Origin of the sequence: Paenarthrobacter sp. CC6, assembly GCF_040560085.1 — a bacterium.
In the GTDB taxonomy this organism is placed as follows: Bacteria; Actinomycetota; Actinomycetes; order Actinomycetales; family Micrococcaceae; genus Arthrobacter; species Arthrobacter nicotinovorans.
Window position 1 is genome coordinate 193,177 of sequence record NZ_JARDAN010000009.1, and the last position, 18,679, is coordinate 211,855.

The window sequence follows — 18,679 nt, forward strand, 5'->3', positions numbered from 1 at the left end:
ACGGCCATGAGCGACCACGCAGGGCCGGCTGGGCACGCCGATCCAGGAATTGATGGAACAGAGGCCGCCGCGGCCGGCGAAACGGAAACCATGCCTGGGGTGTCGGCGGAAGCGCTGGCCAAAATGGAGGATCTTTGGCGCCGCGCGCTGGCTGACGCGGACAATATTCGAAAACGCGCTGCCCGGGAAGCCTCACAGCTAAGGTCACAGGAGCGCTCGGCGGTCTCACTGCTGTGGCTGCCTGTCTTGGACAATCTGGAACTCGCCCTGGCTCATGCCCCCTCTGCCGGGGACCCCCTTGTCGATGGCCTGGCCGCTATCCGTTCTCAGGCCATCGATATCCTGGCCCGCCTCGGGTACCCGCGGATCGACGGCGTGAACGTCCCCTTTGACCCTCGGATTCACGAGGTGGTGAGCGTATCGGAGACGGACGAGGTTCCTCCCGGGACAGTGATCACCGTCCTTCGCCCGGGCTACGGCGGGACGGATACCGTCCTCAGGCCAGCCGCCGTCGTCGTGAGCCGGGCGGTGAACGCTGACCGTGGCTAAGGATCACTACTCAGTGCTGGGCGTCTCTCGCGCGGCGAAGCCGGAGGCAATCCAGCGGGCTTACCGCAAACTGGCAAGAAAGTACCATCCGGACGTCAACCGGGAGCCGGATGCCGCGGACAAGTTCAAGGAGATCGGCGAGGCCTACGATACTTTGTCGGATCCCGAAACCAGGGCGCGCTATGACCGGTTCGGCGCGGACTACCGGCAGTATGCCGGTCGCGGTGCTGATTCGGAGGGCGGCGGCACGGGGCGGGGTTCCGGTGGTCCGCGCCCGGGCCCACGCCCGGGACGCGGCCCGTACGGCGGCGCCCATGTCGACATGGGAGGGGACGTCGATTGGGAGGACCTGCTTAGTGGCTGGTTCCGTCAGCAGGGGGCGGGTCCGGCGCCGGGCTCAGACCACGAGGCCGGGCTTCGGTTGACGCTCGAAGAAGCAATCCACGGCGGACGGCGCACGGTTCGCCTGGCCGCGCCAGGTGGCGAGACGCGGAATTACGACGTCGACGTGCCGCCCGGCGTGGTGGACGGCCAGCGCATCCGACTCGCGGGGGAGGGCGCCGGTGGCCGCGAAGGGGGCCGGCCGGGGGATCTCTTCCTGACCGTAAGCATTCAGCCGGACGCGAGATACCGCCTCAAAGGCCGGGACATCCATTTCGACCTTCCCGTTACGCCGTCGGAAGCGGCGCTCGGGGCCAGGATCAGGGTCAACGCGCCTGGCGGGCCTGTGACCATCACCGTACCCGAAGGGTCTTCCAGCGGACGCAGACTTCGGCTTCGCGGGCAGGGTTTGCCCGATCCGAAAGGCCAGCCGGGGAATCTCTACGCCGAAATCCGGGTCATGGTGCCCCCGCGGTTGAGTAGTGAGGTGCGCAAGCTCTATGAGCAGCTTGCAGCCGTGTCCGATTTCCACCCGAGGGAGGGGCTGCTATGAGCCGGGAATATCCACTCGCCTATCCGTGGCGCCTGAGCCTCGAAGGGGTGGCCCGCAGCAGCGGTGTCCACTCCGACGTCGTCATGAGGTTCGTGGAGCTGGATCTGGTTCGACCTCTGGGAGGCGACGGCCCGGGCGGCCCCTGGTTCAGTCCGGGGGCTCCGGAAATGATCGCGCGCGTCCTGCGGCTGCATTCAGAGCTGTCGCTCAACTATGCGGCAATCCCGCTGGTACTGGATTTGCTGGCGAGGGTAGAGACGTTGGAACGACGTTTGGTTGAAATCCCGTATGTGGAAAGGACTGCTGAGCCATGAACATGGAGAGCTTTACCCGGAAGTCGCAGGAGGCCTTGGCAGGGGCACAGCGGATCGCCCAGCAACACGGGCATACCGAGACCGACGGGGAGCACCTGCTTGCGGCCCTGCTGGAACAGGAGGGGGGACTGGTCCCGCGACTTCTGGCAGGCATGCAGGTTGAGGTTGAGGAGCTGAACAGGGCGGTTGAGGCCGAGCTGCAAAAGAAGCCGAAAGTCACAGGGCCTGGCGCAGCACCCGGCCAGGTATACGTCAGCCGCAGGCTTGGCACACTCCTTGATGCTGCTGAACGTGAAGCCAAACGGCTCAAGGACGAATACGTCTCGGTGGAACACCTGCTGGTCGCGCTCGCGGAGGAAGGCCGGGCCACGGCGGCCGGCAGGGTGCTGGCGGACCACGGCATCACCCGCGAGGCATTCTTGTCCGTCCTGACCCAGGTCAGGGGAAACCAGCGCGTTACCTCGGCCACGCCGGAACAAACCTACGAAGCGCTGGAGAAATACGGCCGCGATCTGGTGACGGACGCGCGTACCGGAAAGCTGGATCCCGTCATCGGCCGCGACGCGGAAATCCGGCGGGTGGTCCAGATACTTTCACGCAAGACCAAAAATAACCCGGTGCTTATTGGCGAGCCTGGAGTCGGCAAAACCGCCATTGTGGAAGGACTGGCCCAGCGGATCGTCCGGCAGGATGTGCCGGAAGGCCTGAAGAACAAGACCATCTTCTCGCTGGACCTGAGCGCCCTCGTGGCCGGTGCCAAGTACCGTGGCGAATTCGAGGAGCGGTTGAAGGCGGTGCTCGCCGAGGTGCTTGCGGCAGAAGGAAGGATCCTGCTTTTCGTGGACGAACTGCACACCGTCGTCGGGGCAGGCGCCTCCGAGGGATCGATGGACGCCGGCAACATGCTCAAGCCCATGCTGGCACGCGGGGAGCTGCACATGATCGGCGCCACCACGCTCGACGAGTACCGCAAACACATCGAGTCTGACGCCGCATTGGAGCGCCGCTTCCAGCCGGTCACCGTTGAGGAGCCTGACGTCGAGGACGCCATTTCCATCCTTCGAGGTCTGCGGGAGCGGCTCGAGGTATTCCACGGAGTACGGATCCAGGATAGTGCCCTGGTGGCTGCGGCCACCCTTTCGCACCGGTACATCACCGACCGCTTTCTTCCAGACAAGGCCATTGACCTCGTGGATGAAGCGTGCGCCAGGCTCAGGACGGAAATTGATTCGATGCCGGCCGAGCTGGATGAGCTGACCCGGAAGGTCACGAGGCTCGAAATCGAAGAAGCGGCACTTGCCAAGGAAACCGATCCGGCCAGTAAGACGCGGCTCACGGAACTGAGGCGTGAATTGGCGGACCTGCGCGGCGAAGCAGACGCCAAGAGGGCCCAATGGGAAGCCGAGCGCCAAGCGATTCACAAACTGCAGGGAATTCGTACTGACCTTGAGCGGGCGCGTCTGGAGGCTGAGGAAGCCGAGCGCAACTACGACCTCAACCTGGCGGCAGAGCTACGCTACGGCCGGCTTGCCGACCTCGAACGGCGGCTGGCCGCCGAAGAAGAACGACTGACTGCGAAACAGGGCGAGAAGCGCTTGCTCCGCGAGGTGGTGACCGAGGATGAGATCGCTGACATCGTGGCGGCCTGGACCGGAATTCCGGTGGCCCGGCTGAAGCAGGGCGAACGCGAAAAGGTCCTGCACCTGGATGAAATCCTGCGTGCCCGTGTCGTCGGACAAGAAGAAGCAATCAACGCGGTGTCGGATGCCATCATCCGGGCCCGCTCCGGCATTCGGGATCCCCGCCGACCCATCGGCTCCTTCATCTTTCTGGGCCCCACGGGCGTCGGAAAGACCGAGCTTGCCAAGGCATTGGCTGCCTCGCTATTCGACAGCGAGAGCGCAATGATCCGGCTGGACATGAGCGAATATCAGGAGCGCCACACCGTGAGCCGTCTGCTGGGGGCGCCGCCTGGCTACATTGGCTATGACGAAGGAGGGCAACTCACGGAAGCGGTGCGCCGGAAGCCCTATTCGGTGGTGCTGTTCGACGAGGTGGAAAAGGCCCATCCGGACATCTTCAACACGCTGCTGCAGGTCCTCGACGACGGACGGATTACGGACTCACAGGGCCGGACTGTCGATTTCCGCAACACTGTCATCATCATGACCTCCAATATCGGTTCCCAGTATCTTTTGGAAGGCTCGGCCGAAGGCGGGACTATCACCGAGGAGGCGCGCAGCATGGTGATGGGTGAACTCAGGGCACATTTCCGACCCGAGTTCCTTAACCGCGTCGACGATACAGTCTTGTTCGCACCCTTGGGACTGGCACAAATCGAACGAATCGTTGATTTGCTGTTCCAGCAGCTGCGGCAGCGCCTGGCCGAGCAGCAAATCGAGCTTCACCTGGCCGAAGAGGCACGCCTTCTTATTGCTGAGCGGGGCTTCGATCCGGTCTACGGAGCCCGGCCGCTGCGCCGCTACATTTCCCATGTCGTCGAAACACAGGTGGGTCGGGCCCTGTTGCGAGGCAGCATCGCCGAGGGCGGAGTGGTCAGTGTGACCGTGTCCGGAGGCGAACTCGTGGTTGAATACAGCACTACGGAGCTCACGGAGGCCTCAATCACATGAACAAAGCCATCATCAAATGTCCTCACTGCGGCAAGTCGAACCGCGTTCCGGCCGCCGCCGACGGCCGGCCGCGCTGCGGGAGCTGCCACAAGGACCTGCCTTGGGTGGTTGAAGCGGGCGACGACGACTTCAGCGCGATCGCCGAACGGTCCAGCGTTCCGGTGTTGGTGGACTTTTGGGCTGTGTGGTGCGGACCCTGCCGGATGGTGAGCCCCGTGCTCGACCAACTGGCACACGAACGCGCCGGTCGCATCAAACTCGTGAAGGTCGATGTGGATCACTCGCCGCAGCTCTCTGCCAGGTTCGCCATCCAGGCGGTGCCGACGTTGATGGTCATCGTTGACGGCAAAATCGTGGCGAGGCAGGCCGGCGCGGCTCCCGCGCCGGTGTTGAGGTCCTGGTTGGAGGAGGCACTCTCGAAGTAGTCCGGGAACAGTGGACGACGGCGGCAGGGGCGGCGCCCCGCCGTCGTGCCTTTACGGCTGCGCGCGTCAGGTTCACGCCGCGAATCCGGGGGATACAGGGCGCGACCCTACGCTGAAGAAAGAGTGTTGACAGAGTTCAAGTAACGCGGGTAACCTGAGTCACATGTCCGGAAAGTAACGCGCGTTACCAACGCTGCTTTCCACCCCGGGCCGGCCGAACAACAACGTTTGGCGCAGACCTGGATCAGCGAAGAACACCGGAGCATTCGATGGCGAAAAGCACCAACCCAGACACCCCCGTGGCTGTGAAGCAGCGGGGAGTCACCATGAAAGACGTAGCCAAGCACGCCGGCGTTTCCCGGACAGCTGTTTCGTTCGTGCTCAGCAACCGGGAGAACGCAAGCATCTCCGAAGAAACCCGCGCCAGGATCAACGACGCCGTGCAGGAATTGGGCTACCGCCCGAACGCCGGCGCCCGTGCGCTGGCATCCCGCCGTAGTGACTGGTACGGGATCGTGACGGAGATCGTCACGGCTCCGTTCGCCGTCGACATCATCAAAGGAGCCCAGGACCAAGCCTGGCTTGACCGCCGGTTCCTGCTCATCGCGCCCTCCGACCAGGCCGATGCCGTGGGACCCAACGAGGGCCTGGAAGATGCTGCCACGGAGAAGCTGTTGGAACAACGGGTGGAAGGACTCCTCTACGCAGCCACCTTTCACCGGGGCGTTCACGTCCCCGAAAGTGCCAACGAAGTCCCCACAGTCCTGATCAACTGCTTCGACGCGGACGGGAAGCTGCCCTCGATCGTCCCGGATGAGCGGGCGGGGGGGCGGGTGGCCGTCGAACGCTTGCTCCAAGCCGGCCATACCCGGATCGGTGTCATCAACCTGGACCCGGCCATTCCTGCGGCAGTAGGGCGTTTGGAGGGTGCCCGCGAAGCACTCGCCGTCGCCGGACTGGAGCTGGACCCCGAACTGGTGGTGTCCGGGTATGCAACGGCCGACGGCGGTTACGACGCCGCGTGCCACATCCTGGACCGCTACCCGCCACAAGAGAGACCGACGGCGCTGTTCTGCCTCAATGACCGCATGGCGATGGGCGCTTATGACGCCATTAAGGAACGGGGCCTGACCATCCCCGGGGACATCGCCGTGATCGGCTTCGACAACCAGGAACTCATTGCGGCCTACCTGCGGCCCAAATTGACCACGGTTGCGTTGCCGTTCGAAAAAATGGGCGCCCTGGGCGTCCAAACGCTTGCCGCTCTTACAGCAGGACAGCCGATCCTTGCCGACCAGCAATTGGTCGACTGTCCGCTGCTAGAACGCTCTTCGGTCTGACCGCGAAATCAATGCCGAAGAGCAACCCTTACCCACCCCTTCACCTTGGACGATGAAGATAGGAAAGAGATAACCATCATGACACAACCCCGATACTTCCGGGCTGCCCGGATCACGGCGGCGAGCCTTGCAGTGGGCGCGATGCTGCTCACCGGCTGCACGGCAAACGTCTCTAAAACAGGCACCTCCGACGCCGGAGCGAACGCCGGCGCGTTCCTCACCATCCCGCGGGAGGACATGGGCACATTCGTGCAGAATTTCAACCCGTTCGCTCCCACGGTGAACCCGATGGTCCAGCAGTCCATCTATGAATCCCTCCTCATTTTCAACCCGGCCAAGGGGGACACGGTGCCGTGGCTGGCCACGGAGTGGAAAGCAGCCGAGGACGGCAAATCGGTCACCTTCACGCTCCGTGACGGTGTGAAATGGTCCGACGGGCAGCCCTTCGTGGCTGATGACGTTGCCTACACCTTCGAACTCCAGAAGAAGATCAAGGGCGGCTTTGAGTACCTGGACACCGTCACCGCCGAGGGCAACAAGGTCACTTTCAACTTCAACAAGCCATGGTCGCCGGCCCTCTACGACGTCGGCCAACTCAGCATCCTGCCCAAGCACATCTGGTCCGCTTTGCCGGACCCGGAGAAGGATGCGAATGCCAAGCCGGTAGGTACCGGGCCGTACACCGAGGTTGATACTTTCCAGGCCCAGTCCTTCGTGCTGAAGAAGAACCCCAATTACTGGCAGCCTGAAAAGCAGAAGATCGCCGGCATCAAGATGCTCGCTTTCGCAGGAAACGACGGCGCCAACCTCGCCGCAGCGAACGGGGACGTGGACTGGGCTCCGCAGTACATTCCCAACATCGAAAAGACCTTTGTTTCAAAGGACAAGGAACACCGCCAATACTGGTTCCCTGCCACCGGTGCCATGATCAACTGGCAGCTCAACACCACCAAGGCGCCGTTTAACGATGTCGACGTCCGCAAAGCACTGAGCATGGCCGTGGACCGTGACCAGGTCACCAAGATCGGCATGAGCGGTTACGCCAAGCCGGCTGACTGCACCGGGCTCTCCGGTAATTATGAGACCTGGAAGAACGCCCAGGTGAAGGACAACTGCACGTGGACCAACCACGATGTGCAGAAGGCCAACGAGCTTCTGGACAAGGCGGGATACCCCAAGGGAGCAGACGGCAAGCGCACCCTCAAAGACGGCAAGCCTTTCGAATTCAAGATCTCCGTAGGTGCTACATCCTCTGACTGGCTTTCCGTGGCCAACGTTATCTCGCAGAACCTGGCCGAGGTGGGCGTCACGGCCAAGGTCGAGTCCCCGGACTGGGCCGCTGTGGTCGCGGGCTATGAGACCGGCGACTTCGATTCCGGCATCGTTTGGAGCGCCAACGATCCCAGCCCGTACAAGTACTTCAACACCTCCATGGGCACCGCAACGGTCAAACCGGTAGGCACGAAGACGTTCGATAACTACCACCGCTTCGGCGACACGAAGGCCGATGCCCTGTTGGCCGACTTCGTTGCGGAGACGGATGAATCCAAGCAAAGGGACATCGCCAACAAGCTGCAGGAAGAGTACAACGACGCAGCACCGCTGGTGCCGCTGTTCTCAGGCCCTGAATGGGGTGCCTTCGATGACACCCGCTTCACCGGCTGGCCCACCGAGGGTAACCCGTACGCCACGCTGTCCGTCCGATCACCTACGACGGTGCTGGTCCTGACCACCCTGGAACCGCGGAAGTAAATCCCCGCAACTCTTCTCACTGCACGCCCGGCGGTTGCCCGCTGCCACGACGCCGCCACCTTGCCGCTGAACCGGCCACTGCCGCCGGGCGTGCCCTCTTCACTTTCCGCAATCCCCGCAATTCCCGAATGGAGGGAAACCGTGCGCTTCATCCTGCGCCGCCTTGGTTTCTACCTGATCGCCTTCTGGGCATCTATCACCCTGAATTTCCTGCTCCCGCGCTTCATGCCGGGAGACCCCGTATCCCGCATGTTTGCCCGCTCCCAGGACCGAATGCAACCGGAGCAGATCGAGGCCCTGCGCAAGCTGCTGGGCGTTGACGACCGGCCCATCTGGGAGCAATACATCGACTACCTGCACAACATCTTCACCGGCCAGATGGGGGTCTCCATCTCCCGATTCCCCACGCCGGTCACCGAAGTCATTTCGTCCCAGATCGGCTGGACGCTGTTACTGGGCGGAACCGCGCTGGTGATTGCCGCCGTCGTGGGTAACCTGCTGGGCGTCCTGGCCGCATGGCGGCGCGGCGGAGCGATCGACTCTGCGCTCCCGCCGGTGCTGGTTTTCATCGGCTCGTTCCCGTACTTCTGGCTCGCGATGGGTGCGCTGTACCTGTTCGGGGTGGTGCTGGGTTGGTTCCCGATCCGGCATGCGTTCACCGATGGTTTGGAGCCCGCGTTCACTTGGGAGTTCATCGGCGACGTCGGCGCTCACCTGGTGTTGCCGGCGCTGACGATCGTGCTGGTTTCCATCGGCGGCTGGATGCTGGGAATGCGCAACACCATGATCGCCACGAATTCCGAGGACTACATCACCATGGCCGAAGCCAAGGGACTCCGCCCGGGCCGCATCATGCTTCGCTACGCAGCACGCAACGCCATGCTGCCCTCGGTGACGAGCTTCGGGATGGGACTGGGATTCGTGGTGGGCGGTGCGCTGCTCACTGAAGTGGTTTTCGCCTATCCGGGCGTCGGCTACCAACTGCTGAACGCCGTCCAGGGCCTCGACTATCCACTGATGCAGGGCTTGTTCCTGACCATCACCGCCGCCGTGCTGCTAGCCAACTTCCTGGTGGACATCCTCTACGTCCGCCTCGACCCGCGCGTGCGCAGCAACTAGAGGACTGATCATGACAACCGCACTTCTGAAGCAGCCCACTCAAGCTCCGGCTGCCCGCAAACCCAACCGCAGCTTCGTCCACGGACTTCTCACGAACAAGAAAGCCTTGCTGGGCATGACCGTGATGATCGTGTTCATTGCGTTGGCACTCCTGGCGCCGGTGTTGTTCCCCGGCGATCCGTCACGTATCACCGCGATGGCGTCCCTGGAACCGGATGCAGAGCACTGGCTGGGGACTACCGCCAAGGGACAGGACGTGCTGGCGCTGACCGTCCACGGCTCACGGAGTTCCCTGTTCGTGGGACTGACGGTGGGTCTGGCGTCCACTTTCATCGGCATTCTCGTGGGTCTGGCCTCGGCGTACTTCGGCAAGTTCATTGACGAAGCCCTGTCCCTGGTCACCAACGTCTTCCTGCTTCTGCCCGGACTGCCCCTGCTGGTCATCCTGGCGGCGTTCCTTCCGCCGGGCCTGGGGACTGTGATCCTGGTTCTTGTGGTCACGGGATGGGCCGGTTCGGCCCGCGTCCTGCGCTCCCAGGCACTGTCAATCCGGTCCAAGGACTTCGTCGCTGCGGCCGTCGTGTCCGGCGAACGGGCAGGACGGATCATGTTCCGCGAGATCCTGCCCAACATGGCCTCGATCGTCATGGGCACGCTGCTGGCCTGCGTCATCTACGGCATCGGAGCCCAAGCGGGCCTGGAGTTCCTGGGTCTTGGTGACGTCAGCACGGTCTCGTGGGGCAACAACCTCTTCTGGGCCGGTAACGAAGGTGCCCTGCTCACCGGAAGCTGGTGGGTCTTCGTACCCTCCGGTGTGTGCATCGCACTGGTCGCGTTCGCCCTTGCCCTGATCAACTACGCCGTGGACGAAGTCACCAATCCGCGGCTGCGAAAGATCAAGACGCCCAAAACAACACCCACGAAAGCCGAAACGAGCACCGCCAAATGACCATCTCCCAAGTCTCCTTCGGCTCCCACGAACCCGTCCTCGACGTCAAGAACCTCACCGTCAAGTACATCGGAGATACCCGCTCCACCACCGCCGTCGACCGCGTTTCCTTCAGCATCGGCACCGGCGAGGTGTTCGGTCTGGCGGGGGAGTCCGGCTGCGGCAAGTCCACCATTGCCAACTCGATCATGAGGCTCCTGAAGGACCCCGCAAAGATCGCCGGCGGCAGCATTTCCTTCGGCGGCAAGGACGTCCTGGCCATGAGCGCCGAGGAGCTGCGGCGCTTCCGGTGGCAGGACGTGGCGATGGTGTTCCAGTCGGCCATGAATTCGCTCAATCCGGTGATGACCATCGGCGACCAGATCGTGGACATCTTCACCACCCACGCCGGTTACTCCCGGAAGGAATCGTTGCGACGTGCCGGTGAACTGCTGGAGCTTGTCAGGATCGATCCCGCCCGGCTGAAGTCCTACCCGCACCAGCTCTCCGGCGGAATGCGTCAGCGTGCCGTCATTGCCATGGCCGTGGCGCTCAAGCCGTCACTGCTGATCCTCGACGAGCCCACCACAGCACTGGACGTGGTGGTGCAACAGGAAATCATGGCCCAAATCAAGGAACTGCAACGCGAGCTTGGCTTCTCCGTCCTTTTCATCACGCACGATATGTCCCTCATGGTGGAACTCTCGCACCGCATGGCCGTCATGTACGGCGGCCGGATCGTGGAAACCGCGAAAGCCCAGGACGTATATGCCGATCCCCGTCACCCCTACACCCAGGCACTGATGGGCGCGTTTCCGCCCCTTACCGGTCCCCGCGTTCCGTTGACGGGACTGCCCGACGGCGTGAAGTTCCGGGACATCCCGGACCTCACCGAGGCAGCACCCGGCCATTTTGTGGCCCCGTTTGGTGCCGACGCTTCGGTGATTGATTCGACTGACTTCGAAGGAGCTGCACGATGAGCCACTCCCTGATGACCCCCTCGGCCGCGTCCAAAACCAGTACCCCGGCCCTTGAAATCCGTGGACTGGGAAAGTCGTTCCCGATTGGCGGCTTGTTCTCCCGGGACTCCGTCCGCGCCCTGCACGACATCGATCTGACCATCGGCAAGGGCGAAATCGTAGCCCTCGTGGGAGAGTCCGGTTCCGGCAAGAGCACCCTGGCCCGCTGTGTGGCGCGGCTCGAGAAGCCGAGTTCGGGGGAGATCCTCATTGACGGCGTCGATGTCCTCAAACGGGATCGTTTCCAAGCGTCCCGGGCCTTCCGGTCCCAATTGCAGATGGTGTTTCAAGACCCCTTCGGCTCCTTGAACCCGGCCCACAGGATCGAGCATTTCCTGCGGCGTTCCCTGGCGATCCACGGCAAGGGCGGTTCCGAGGAGCAGACCCGGCACCGCCTGGAAGAACTTATGACCACCGTCGGCCTGGAAGCTGACATGCTGAACTCGTACCCGCACGAGCTCTCGGGAGGTCAGCGCCAACGCGTTGCGATCGCCCGGGCCCTGGCCGTTGAACCGCAGGTCATCCTGGCCGACGAGCCGACGTCCATGCTGGACGTCTCCGTCCGGATCGGCGTGCTGAACCTGATGCGCAAGCTCCGCGACGAGCAAGGCATCTCCATGCTGTACATCACCCACGACCTCGCCTCCGCCCGCTACCTGGCGGACCGGACGGCGGTCATGTTCGCCGGAGAGCTCGTTGAAGAGGGCGAGTCCCTGGATCTGTTGGCCAACCCTGCGCACCCCTACACCCAACTGCTGGTCTCGGCCGTGCCGGATCCGGCACGGGCGGGCTCGTACGATCCCGTCCGCCGGGCCGAACTGAGGCAGGCGGTCATGGCCTCGACGCACTGCATGTTCGACGGCGACCCGGACCAGGCCTGCTCGGCCGAGGAACCCGTCCGCCATCGGGTGGGGGACCCCGAAAACCGTCACTGGGTGCGCTGCCACCTGTACCGTCCATGGGCCGCTGCCGGCGGCCACGCCCTGGCGAGTGAACCAATCCAACCCGGCCACCCGGCGTCGACCGCTCAAGATGAGGCTTCCGCATGACTGAAGTGACCCATCCGCTCGCCACGGTTCCGCAGGATGAATTAGTGGCCCGTGCCGAAGCAGATCCACTAAGGCCGCGTTTCCACTTCGTCTCGCCGGCCGGTTGGCTCAACGATCCCAACGGTGTCAGCCAATGGAACGGCACTTACCATCTCTTCTATCAGTACAACCCGGAGGGTGCCTTCCACCACCGCATCCAGTGGGGCCACGCCACCAGCACCGATCTGGTCTCCTGGAGTGACCAACCCGTAGCTTTGGAGCCGTCCGCGGGACCGGACGCCGAGGGCTGCTGGTCAGGGGTGTTGGTGAACGACGGCGGCACGCCCACCTTGGTGTACTCCGGGCGGTACGCCGGCAAGGAGTTGCCCTGCGTCGCCGCAGGAACTCCGGACCTGCAGGACTGGACCAAGGACCCCGGAAACCCGGTCATTGGCGCACCGCCGGCCGGTGTGGACATCACGGCCTTCCGCGATCATTGCGTGTGGCGGGAGGGAAGCGTTTGGCGGCAGCTGGTTGGTTCGGGGATCCGGGACGTCGGCGGCACGGCGTTTCTTTACGAGTCCTCGGACCTGCGCACCTGGGATTATCTCGGGCCACTGTTCATCGGGGATGCCTCCCAAGGTGATCCTGAAGGCCCTGACTGGACAGGGACCATGTGGGAATGTGTTGATCTTTTCCGTGCAGGACAAGGATCGTTGGGATCTCCACATGCCGGTGACTCGACGGATGTGTTGGTCTTTTCCGCGTGGAACGACGGCGAAACCCGCCACCCGCTGTACTGGACGGGTCGTTACGCCGGCGACACCTTCGAACCCGAGTCGCTGCACCGGCTGGATTTCGGCGGCCGCTTCTTCTACGCACCCCAGTCTTTCCAGGATGAATCCGGCCGGCGGGTCATGTTCGGCTGGATGCAGGAAGGGCGAAGCGACGCAGCCATGGTGGAAGCCGGGTGGTCGGGGGTCATGAGCCTGCCGCGGGTCGCCACGTTGGGCAACGACGGAACCCTGGAGTTCGCGCCAGTGCCCGAAATCGGGAAGCTGCGCAGGAACCACTCCCATGTGCCTGCCCAGGTACTGGTGGCCGGAACGGCCATGGATACCGGTGTTTCCGGTAACCAACTCGACCTTGAGGTGGAGTTGCAGCTCTCCGCAGGTGCGGAGCTGCGACTCGGACTGCTTGGATCCGTGGACGGCGCTGAAGAGACGGTGGTCATTCTGGGCCGCTCGGCCGACGGAGGCGCCACCGGCATGCTGCATCTGGACCGCACGCGCAGCAGCCTGGACCCGGCCGTTGATGTGGAGGAGAAGTCCGGCCCCCTTCCCATGACGGACGGCTGGGTTCGCCTACGCATTCTGGTGGACCGGTCCGCCGTCGAAATCTTCGCCAACGGCAAGCCGCTGACTGCCCGCGTCTACCCGACCCAAGGCGGCGGGCGCGTAACACTGGCCGCCACCGAAGGTACGGTGCGGCTCCTCTCCTTTGATGCTTGGACCATGGCCGGGGTGTTCGAAGAAACCCGCAGCCTCCTGCCGGAACGGAAGTGAAACCCATGAAGAATTCATCATCATTCTCCCGCCGCGGACTACTGACAGGCGCCGGTGCGGTTGCTTTGGGCGGATCCCTGGCTCTGTCCGGCCCCGCGTCGGCGGCAGGCAGCCCCTCGAAAGGACCAACCCGGATGCGCCCCGACTATCACTTCAGCGTCAGCGACAACTGGAAGAACGATCCCCAACGACCCATCTACCTGGACGGGGAGTACCACTACTACTACCTGTACAACGCCGACTACATCACCGGCGGGGGCGGCACGTCCTGGCGCCGGGCCACTACAACCGATCACGTAGCGTTCCGGGACCGGGGTGTCGCGATCCCGAAGTTCAGCAACGGCAACGGTGACTGTTGGTCCGGATGCCTGGTGGTGGATGAGCGAAATACTGCGGGATACGGTGCGGGGGCGGTCATAGCACTCGTCACCCAGGCGCCGGAAGGGCGCCAGGCGCAGTACCTTTGGTACTCGACTGACAGGGGGCGTTCGTTCAAGCCCGGTAGCGCGGCTCCGGTGCTGCCCAACCCCGGCGTGCACGATTTCCGTGATCCCAAGGTGATCCGGGACGCGGACCGTGGGCGGTGGTTCATGGCCAACGCCGAGGGGCAGAAGCTCGGCTTCTACGCCTCCCCGGACCTGCGGTCCTGGAAGCGTGTTGGGGAGTTTGTCCGCACTGACCTTGGGCTTCTTGAGTGCCCTGACCTCTTTCGGATGACAGCCGACGACGGCACCTCCCATTGGGTCCTGGGCACCAGCGCGAACGGCAAGGGCCGCGGATTGCCCGCGACGTATGCGTATTGGACCGGCGCTTTCGACGGCAGTTCCTTTACACCCGACCATGCCGAGCCGGAATGGCTCGATTACGGTTTCGATTTCTATGGCGCTGTGACCTACCCGCATCACACAGAATCGGGTGCGGAGGACCCAACCCTGCGGCGGGCGATCGGATGGGCTAATTTCTGGGACTACCCCCACAACACGCCCACCCTTGCCGCTGACGGTTACAACGGCGACGACATGATCGTGCGTGACGTCCGGCTCAAGCGTGGAAATGGCGCCTACTACCTTTCCTCCACCCCCACGACCGCGCTGGGTAACCACGTGAAGCGCACACATCGGCTGGGTGATGTGGCAGTTGCCGGTACATACGACTTGAAGGTCCGCTCGAACGCGTACGATCTGAGCTGCGAGGTGGTGTGGGATCCGGCTGCGCCACCGGCCAATCTCGGTTTCGAGCTATGCCGCGCACCAGGAGGAGGCAGACACGTTGCAGCAGGCGCCTACCTGCGCGGGCCCTTCGCCTACGTCAACCGCCGTCCCACCGTCAACCCCACGGCCGGGGAATCCCAAACCCCGGTGGACCCCGCCGCCGGAAGACTCACGCTACGCATCCTGGTGGATCGGACAAGTGTAGAGATGTTCGTCGGCGACGGGCGCGTGGTCCATTCGCACCGGGTCTTCCCGCTCGACGGCGATGACGGCATCCGCCTCTACGCCCACGAAGGTGCGGCCACGTTCCGGGAACTGACCATCCGGGAACTCAAGGTCACGCCGTAGCGCGAAAAGCCCGCCGGCGTTGCCGGCGGGCTTTTCCGGAGTTGACGTCAGGCCGGGTCTGCGGTTTCGGCGCCTAAAGCGTTCTGGAACTGGCTGAGCGTTTCCTTGCGGTAGCCCTCGATGTCACCGTTCAAAGCAAGCTCCGCCAGCTTTTCATGTTCGACGGCAACTTGATGAAGATCGCTGTACGTAGGATGGTCCGCCGCGAAGTAAAGACGCAACTTGTTCTCCCAACCGCTCCACAGACTGTAAAGCGCCGCGTTACCGGAGTGTTCGTAGAAGAGCCGGTGGAACCTAAGGTGGGCATCAATGCTCGCCGGGATATCGTTCGCATCGGTTGCTCGGTAGAGTTCCTCGATGGTCTGCTTGAGAAGAGGCCGTTTCGCATCCCGCAGTGTCGGGGCAGCGAGCTCGGCGGCATAAGGCTCCACCAGCAGGCGGATGGATGCGATCTCGGAGACGTCCCGATCGCTTACCTCCACAACGAAGGAACCACGGAAGGGGACTTTCACCACGAGGCCTTCCTCTTCAAGCTTGGTCAACGCCTCACGCAGTGGCGAACGACTGATGCCGAGATCCGTAGCGATATGCGTTTCCCGCAGCTGTTCCCCGGGAGAGACGGTTCCGTCCAAGATGGCGGTGCGGAGCACCCGGTAGACGCCGTCAGGCGTGGTCGTTCGCTGCTCTTGCCACTCAAACCTGCAATCCACCCTGGGCCTCCTCGTCGATTGTCGATTATACAGGGGGTGTTGATTTCGTCCGTGGCGGGCTCTACTCAGGGAAGGTTTCTGAGCTGGGGTGCCCTCATCGGGCGCCGGTGGTGAACCGCTCCGGACGCACGAAATCCAGGCCTTCGATTGGTTGTTTGCCAAGCGCTTCATGCGCGGCGATGTGACCGTACCCTGTGGCGTTCTTAAAACCGCCTCCGGAGAACCCCGTCGCACAGTAGATCCGGCTCGATTCGCTGAGCCATCCCAACAAAGGGTTCCGGTCCTTGGTGTACAGCTCCGGAAAGGCGTCTGAGCGGACGATCGACGGAACCAGGCCCGGGATGAAGTCCGAGACTGTCTTCAAGGTCTCGGTGGTTTCGGCTTCCGAGAGTTCCCTGGGAAAACGGTCGGCTTCGGTGACCACTGTTCCCCGCCCATCCAAGGTGGCTTTGACCGTTACCCCATCGACGGCGGGCGCGCCGTACATGGCGCGGTCGTCGTACATGCGGCTAAAAACGGGGAACGTTTCCGGGGTGAAGCGGGTTGCGTCGCGGGCCACGAACCACGACAGGAACACCCGGCGTGTCTCAACATGCGACTTGAGATTCTCAGGCATGAGTCGTTTCGACCAACCGCCCGAGGCGAGAATCACGTTCTCGAAGCTCCACGAATTCCCACCTGAGGTGACAACAACGCCGTCGTCGGTTTCGGAGATGCTGTCGATAGGGGTGTTGATGTGCACCGTAGCTCCATTGGCCCGTGCTGCGCCTATGGCGGCTGTGACGGCGCGGTCCGTGCGCAGAACCCCCGCATTCGGATCGTAAACGGCGACATCGTCTGCGCGGAGGTTGTGCTGTGGATAGCGTTCGGCGAGATCTTCGCGGCTGAGGACTTCGTGGGCAGCCCCGTTGAGCCGTGCGGTTTCCAAGAGGCCGCTGATGTACGGGCCGCCGGCGGTGCCTATGGATAGTCCTCCGGTCCGTGTGAGAATGTGCTGCCCGCTTTCTGCTTCCAACTCAGCCCAAAGATCACGGGAGCGTTCGAGGATCGGGTAGAGGCTGGGGGTCCCGAGGTAGATCATTCGAAACAAGCGGGTGTCACCGCCCACGGCGCTTCTCCCGTGAGCAGGGGATTGTGCCTCGAACCCGGTGACCGGGCCGGCCATCCGGGAAGCCTGCCACAACGCCATACTGCCGATACTGCCGAGTCCAATGACTGCGAGTCTTCCATCCATGGTCAGGCCCTCCCTGAAGATTGGTTTTTTGCCGGGCTGGTATTGGCGCCGCGCCCTGTTTCAGGCCCATGCCGGCGTCTGGAACCGGTTTTCATGATGCTTCCCTTCGAGGGTTTAGCCAGAGCGTTGGCAGATGCGCTATTCATGGAGTCCGGCGAGCCTGCTGCCGAATTTGGCCAAGAGTGAAGTTTTGGTTGAATCCCGGCGCTCTTCCCATTGGTCAGCCAGTCCGAAGAGACGGTACATGCCATGAACACCCAACCAGCGGATGGGCTCCGGTTCCCACTTCCGCGCGCGGTAGCCCACCCAGGGAAGTGAAGTCCGTTCAGTCTCGCGTTCGAACGCCAGCTCGGCGAGGGTTCGCCCACCGACATAGGCTGCCGTGACGCCGTGTCCCGCATAACCCGTTGAAGAGCCGACGCCGGCCGTTGGATCCCAGTGGACACCGCCGTTCCAGTCACGGGTTACACCAAGAACACCGGACCAGGCATGGTCCACCTCGAAGGGGACATCCGGGAAGAATGTCCGGAGCTTCTCCGCAAGCAGATTTACGGTGGACTGTGCTGTTGAACCGCTTCCTCCAGTGCCGGAGCTGTAGCGGTAGGGGACTCCTCGCCCTCCCATGGTGATACGGCCGTCCGCTGTTCGCTGGGCGTAGATGAAGGTGTGTGCTGAGTCGCTGAGGCACTGGAGTCCCTTCCATCCGATGTGCTGCCAGGCTTCGTCCGGGAGCGGCTTAGTCACGATCATGGAGGAATTGATCGGTATAAGGGTTCGGGTTCCAAGCAGCGGGCCCGAGTACCCTTCCGTGCAGATGAAGGTCTTGGCGGCGCTGACCCGCCCGTTCGCCAGGGTGAGCGTGTCCTGCCCGACACTGTCTACCCGACTGTCCTCGTAGATGCTGACCCCCATGGACTGCAGGGTGTGTGTCAGCCCGTGAACCAGCTTCGCAGGGTGGAACCGGGCGCAGTGTTTGTAGTAAAGCCCTCCGTGGACCGTGGAGATATTAATACGGCTTTGAAAGTCATCGCGGTCCAACATCTGGATTTCGTCTTCGGTCAGGCCGTATTTCAGGTCGGCATCGCGGCGGGCCACCAGTCGGCCCTGCCCCGCCCTGGTGTGGGCAGCCACCAGGGCACCACCCTTGTGCTGGTCCGCGTTGATGCCTTCGGCCTGGAGAATGTCCAGCACGGAATCGACGCCCGCCACAAACTCCTGCTGCAAAGCCCTGCTCGCTTCCAAGCCACCTGCTGATGCGCGGGCGAACGTTGCCCGGTTTCCCGGAGGCATTGCTGAGAGCCAGCCGCCGTTTCGACCGGAGGCGCCATAGCCGACCTGCTCTGCCTCGAATACCGCTACCTTGAGTGAGGGTTCGAGTTTCTTGGCAAAATAGGCCGCCCACAGGCCTGTGTAACCGCCACCTATGATGGCCAGGTCCACAGTGTCCTGCCCCGTGAATTGCGGGCAAGTGGGTCTATTGTCTGTGCGGCCGGCCATCCAGAAGCCGAGGTCTCCGTTGCGGGGGGTTGCTGAAAGGGCATTCATTTTGGTCCTGCTTTGTGTGTGATGT

16 protein-coding genes are annotated in these 18,679 nt (G+C 63.2%); 13 read left to right on the forward strand and 3 right to left on the reverse strand.

Features of this window, described 5'->3' with window-relative positions; translation table 11 throughout:
• The first annotated feature begins 6 nt into the window (after positions 1 to 6).
• The 13 genes from PV760_RS11195 (at position 7) to PV760_RS11255 (ending at position 15,165) form a co-directional block, all read left to right on the forward strand.
• Positions 7 to 549: a nucleotide exchange factor GrpE gene (locus PV760_RS11195; RefSeq protein WP_354627760.1), complete on the forward strand. Its 543-nt coding sequence runs from the start codon at positions 7 to 9 to the stop codon at positions 547 to 549.
• Complete coding sequence (locus PV760_RS11200) at positions 542 to 1,483, forward strand: DnaJ C-terminal domain-containing protein (protein WP_354627761.1); 942 nt, start codon at positions 542 to 544, stop codon at positions 1,481 to 1,483. Before PV760_RS11195 ends, PV760_RS11200 begins: the two co-directional genes overlap by 8 nt.
• Positions 1,480 to 1,797 carry a chaperone modulator CbpM gene (locus PV760_RS11205; protein ID WP_018778588.1) on the forward strand — a complete coding sequence of 106 codons (318 nt, stop codon included), beginning with the start codon at positions 1,480 to 1,482 and terminating at the stop codon, positions 1,795 to 1,797. The genes PV760_RS11200 and PV760_RS11205 overlap by 4 nt, the downstream gene beginning before the upstream one ends.
• Positions 1,794 to 4,430 (forward strand): ATP-dependent chaperone ClpB, encoded by a 2,637-nt coding sequence (gene clpB, locus PV760_RS11210; RefSeq protein ID WP_354627762.1) that lies wholly within the window; start codon positions 1,794 to 1,796, stop codon positions 4,428 to 4,430. The genes PV760_RS11205 and clpB overlap by 4 nt, the downstream gene beginning before the upstream one ends.
• On the forward strand, positions 4,427 to 4,855 hold the full coding sequence (gene trxA / locus PV760_RS11215; RefSeq protein WP_039240984.1) for a thioredoxin: 429 nt from the start codon (positions 4,427 to 4,429) through the stop codon (positions 4,853 to 4,855). Before clpB ends, trxA begins: the two co-directional genes overlap by 4 nt.
• A 269-nt stretch (positions 4,856 to 5,124) precedes the next feature.
• Complete coding sequence (locus tag PV760_RS11220) at positions 5,125 to 6,195, forward strand: LacI family DNA-binding transcriptional regulator (protein ID WP_039240987.1); 1,071 nt, start codon at positions 5,125 to 5,127, stop codon at positions 6,193 to 6,195.
• 78 nt (positions 6,196 to 6,273) lie between these two features.
• Entirely contained in the window at positions 6,274 to 7,947 is a 1,674-nt protein-coding gene (locus PV760_RS11225) for an ABC transporter substrate-binding protein (protein WP_354627763.1), read from the forward strand.
• A 141-nt stretch (positions 7,948 to 8,088) separates the two neighbouring features.
• Entirely contained in the window at positions 8,089 to 9,066 is a 978-nt protein-coding gene (locus PV760_RS11230; protein ID WP_018778583.1) for an ABC transporter permease, read from the forward strand.
• Positions 9,067 to 9,076: 10 nt separating this feature from the next.
• Entirely contained in the window at positions 9,077 to 10,015 is a 939-nt protein-coding gene (locus PV760_RS11235) for an ABC transporter permease (RefSeq protein ID WP_018778582.1), read from the forward strand.
• Positions 10,012 to 10,974: an ABC transporter ATP-binding protein gene (locus PV760_RS11240; protein WP_189075666.1), complete on the forward strand. Its 963-nt coding sequence runs from the start codon at positions 10,012 to 10,014 to the stop codon at positions 10,972 to 10,974. The genes PV760_RS11235 and PV760_RS11240 overlap by 4 nt, the downstream gene beginning before the upstream one ends.
• Entirely contained in the window at positions 10,971 to 12,062 is a 1,092-nt protein-coding gene (locus tag PV760_RS11245) for an ATP-binding cassette domain-containing protein (RefSeq protein WP_189075665.1), read from the forward strand. Before PV760_RS11240 ends, PV760_RS11245 begins: the two co-directional genes overlap by 4 nt.
• The gene (locus tag PV760_RS11250; protein ID WP_354627764.1) at positions 12,059 to 13,606 is read left to right on the forward strand and encodes a glycoside hydrolase family 32 protein; all 1,548 of its coding nucleotides are present in this window, start codon (positions 12,059 to 12,061) and stop codon (positions 13,604 to 13,606) included. The genes PV760_RS11245 and PV760_RS11250 overlap by 4 nt, the downstream gene beginning before the upstream one ends.
• Before the next feature lie 134 nt (positions 13,607 to 13,740).
• Positions 13,741 to 15,165 carry a glycoside hydrolase family 32 protein gene (locus PV760_RS11255; protein ID WP_354627812.1) on the forward strand — a complete coding sequence of 475 codons (1,425 nt, stop codon included), beginning with the start codon at positions 13,741 to 13,743 and terminating at the stop codon, positions 15,163 to 15,165.
• A gap of 47 nt (positions 15,166 to 15,212) precedes the next feature.
• On the opposite strand, the gene PV760_RS11260 is transcribed toward PV760_RS11255, so the two are convergent.
• The 3 genes from PV760_RS11260 to PV760_RS11270 form a co-directional block, all read right to left on the reverse strand.
• Positions 15,213 to 15,875: a GntR family transcriptional regulator gene (locus PV760_RS11260; RefSeq protein ID WP_354627765.1), complete on the reverse strand. Its 663-nt coding sequence runs from the start codon at positions 15,873 to 15,875 to the stop codon at positions 15,213 to 15,215.
• A gap of 94 nt (positions 15,876 to 15,969) precedes the next feature.
• Entirely contained in the window at positions 15,970 to 17,109 is a 1,140-nt protein-coding gene (locus tag PV760_RS11265) for an FAD-dependent oxidoreductase (RefSeq protein WP_354627766.1), read from the reverse strand.
• Between the two features lie 138 nt (positions 17,110 to 17,247).
• Positions 17,248 to 18,654 carry an NAD(P)/FAD-dependent oxidoreductase gene (locus PV760_RS11270; RefSeq protein ID WP_354627767.1) on the reverse strand — a complete coding sequence of 469 codons (1,407 nt, stop codon included), beginning with the start codon at positions 18,652 to 18,654 and terminating at the stop codon, positions 17,248 to 17,250.
• Between the last annotated feature and the right edge of the window lie 25 nt (positions 18,655 to 18,679).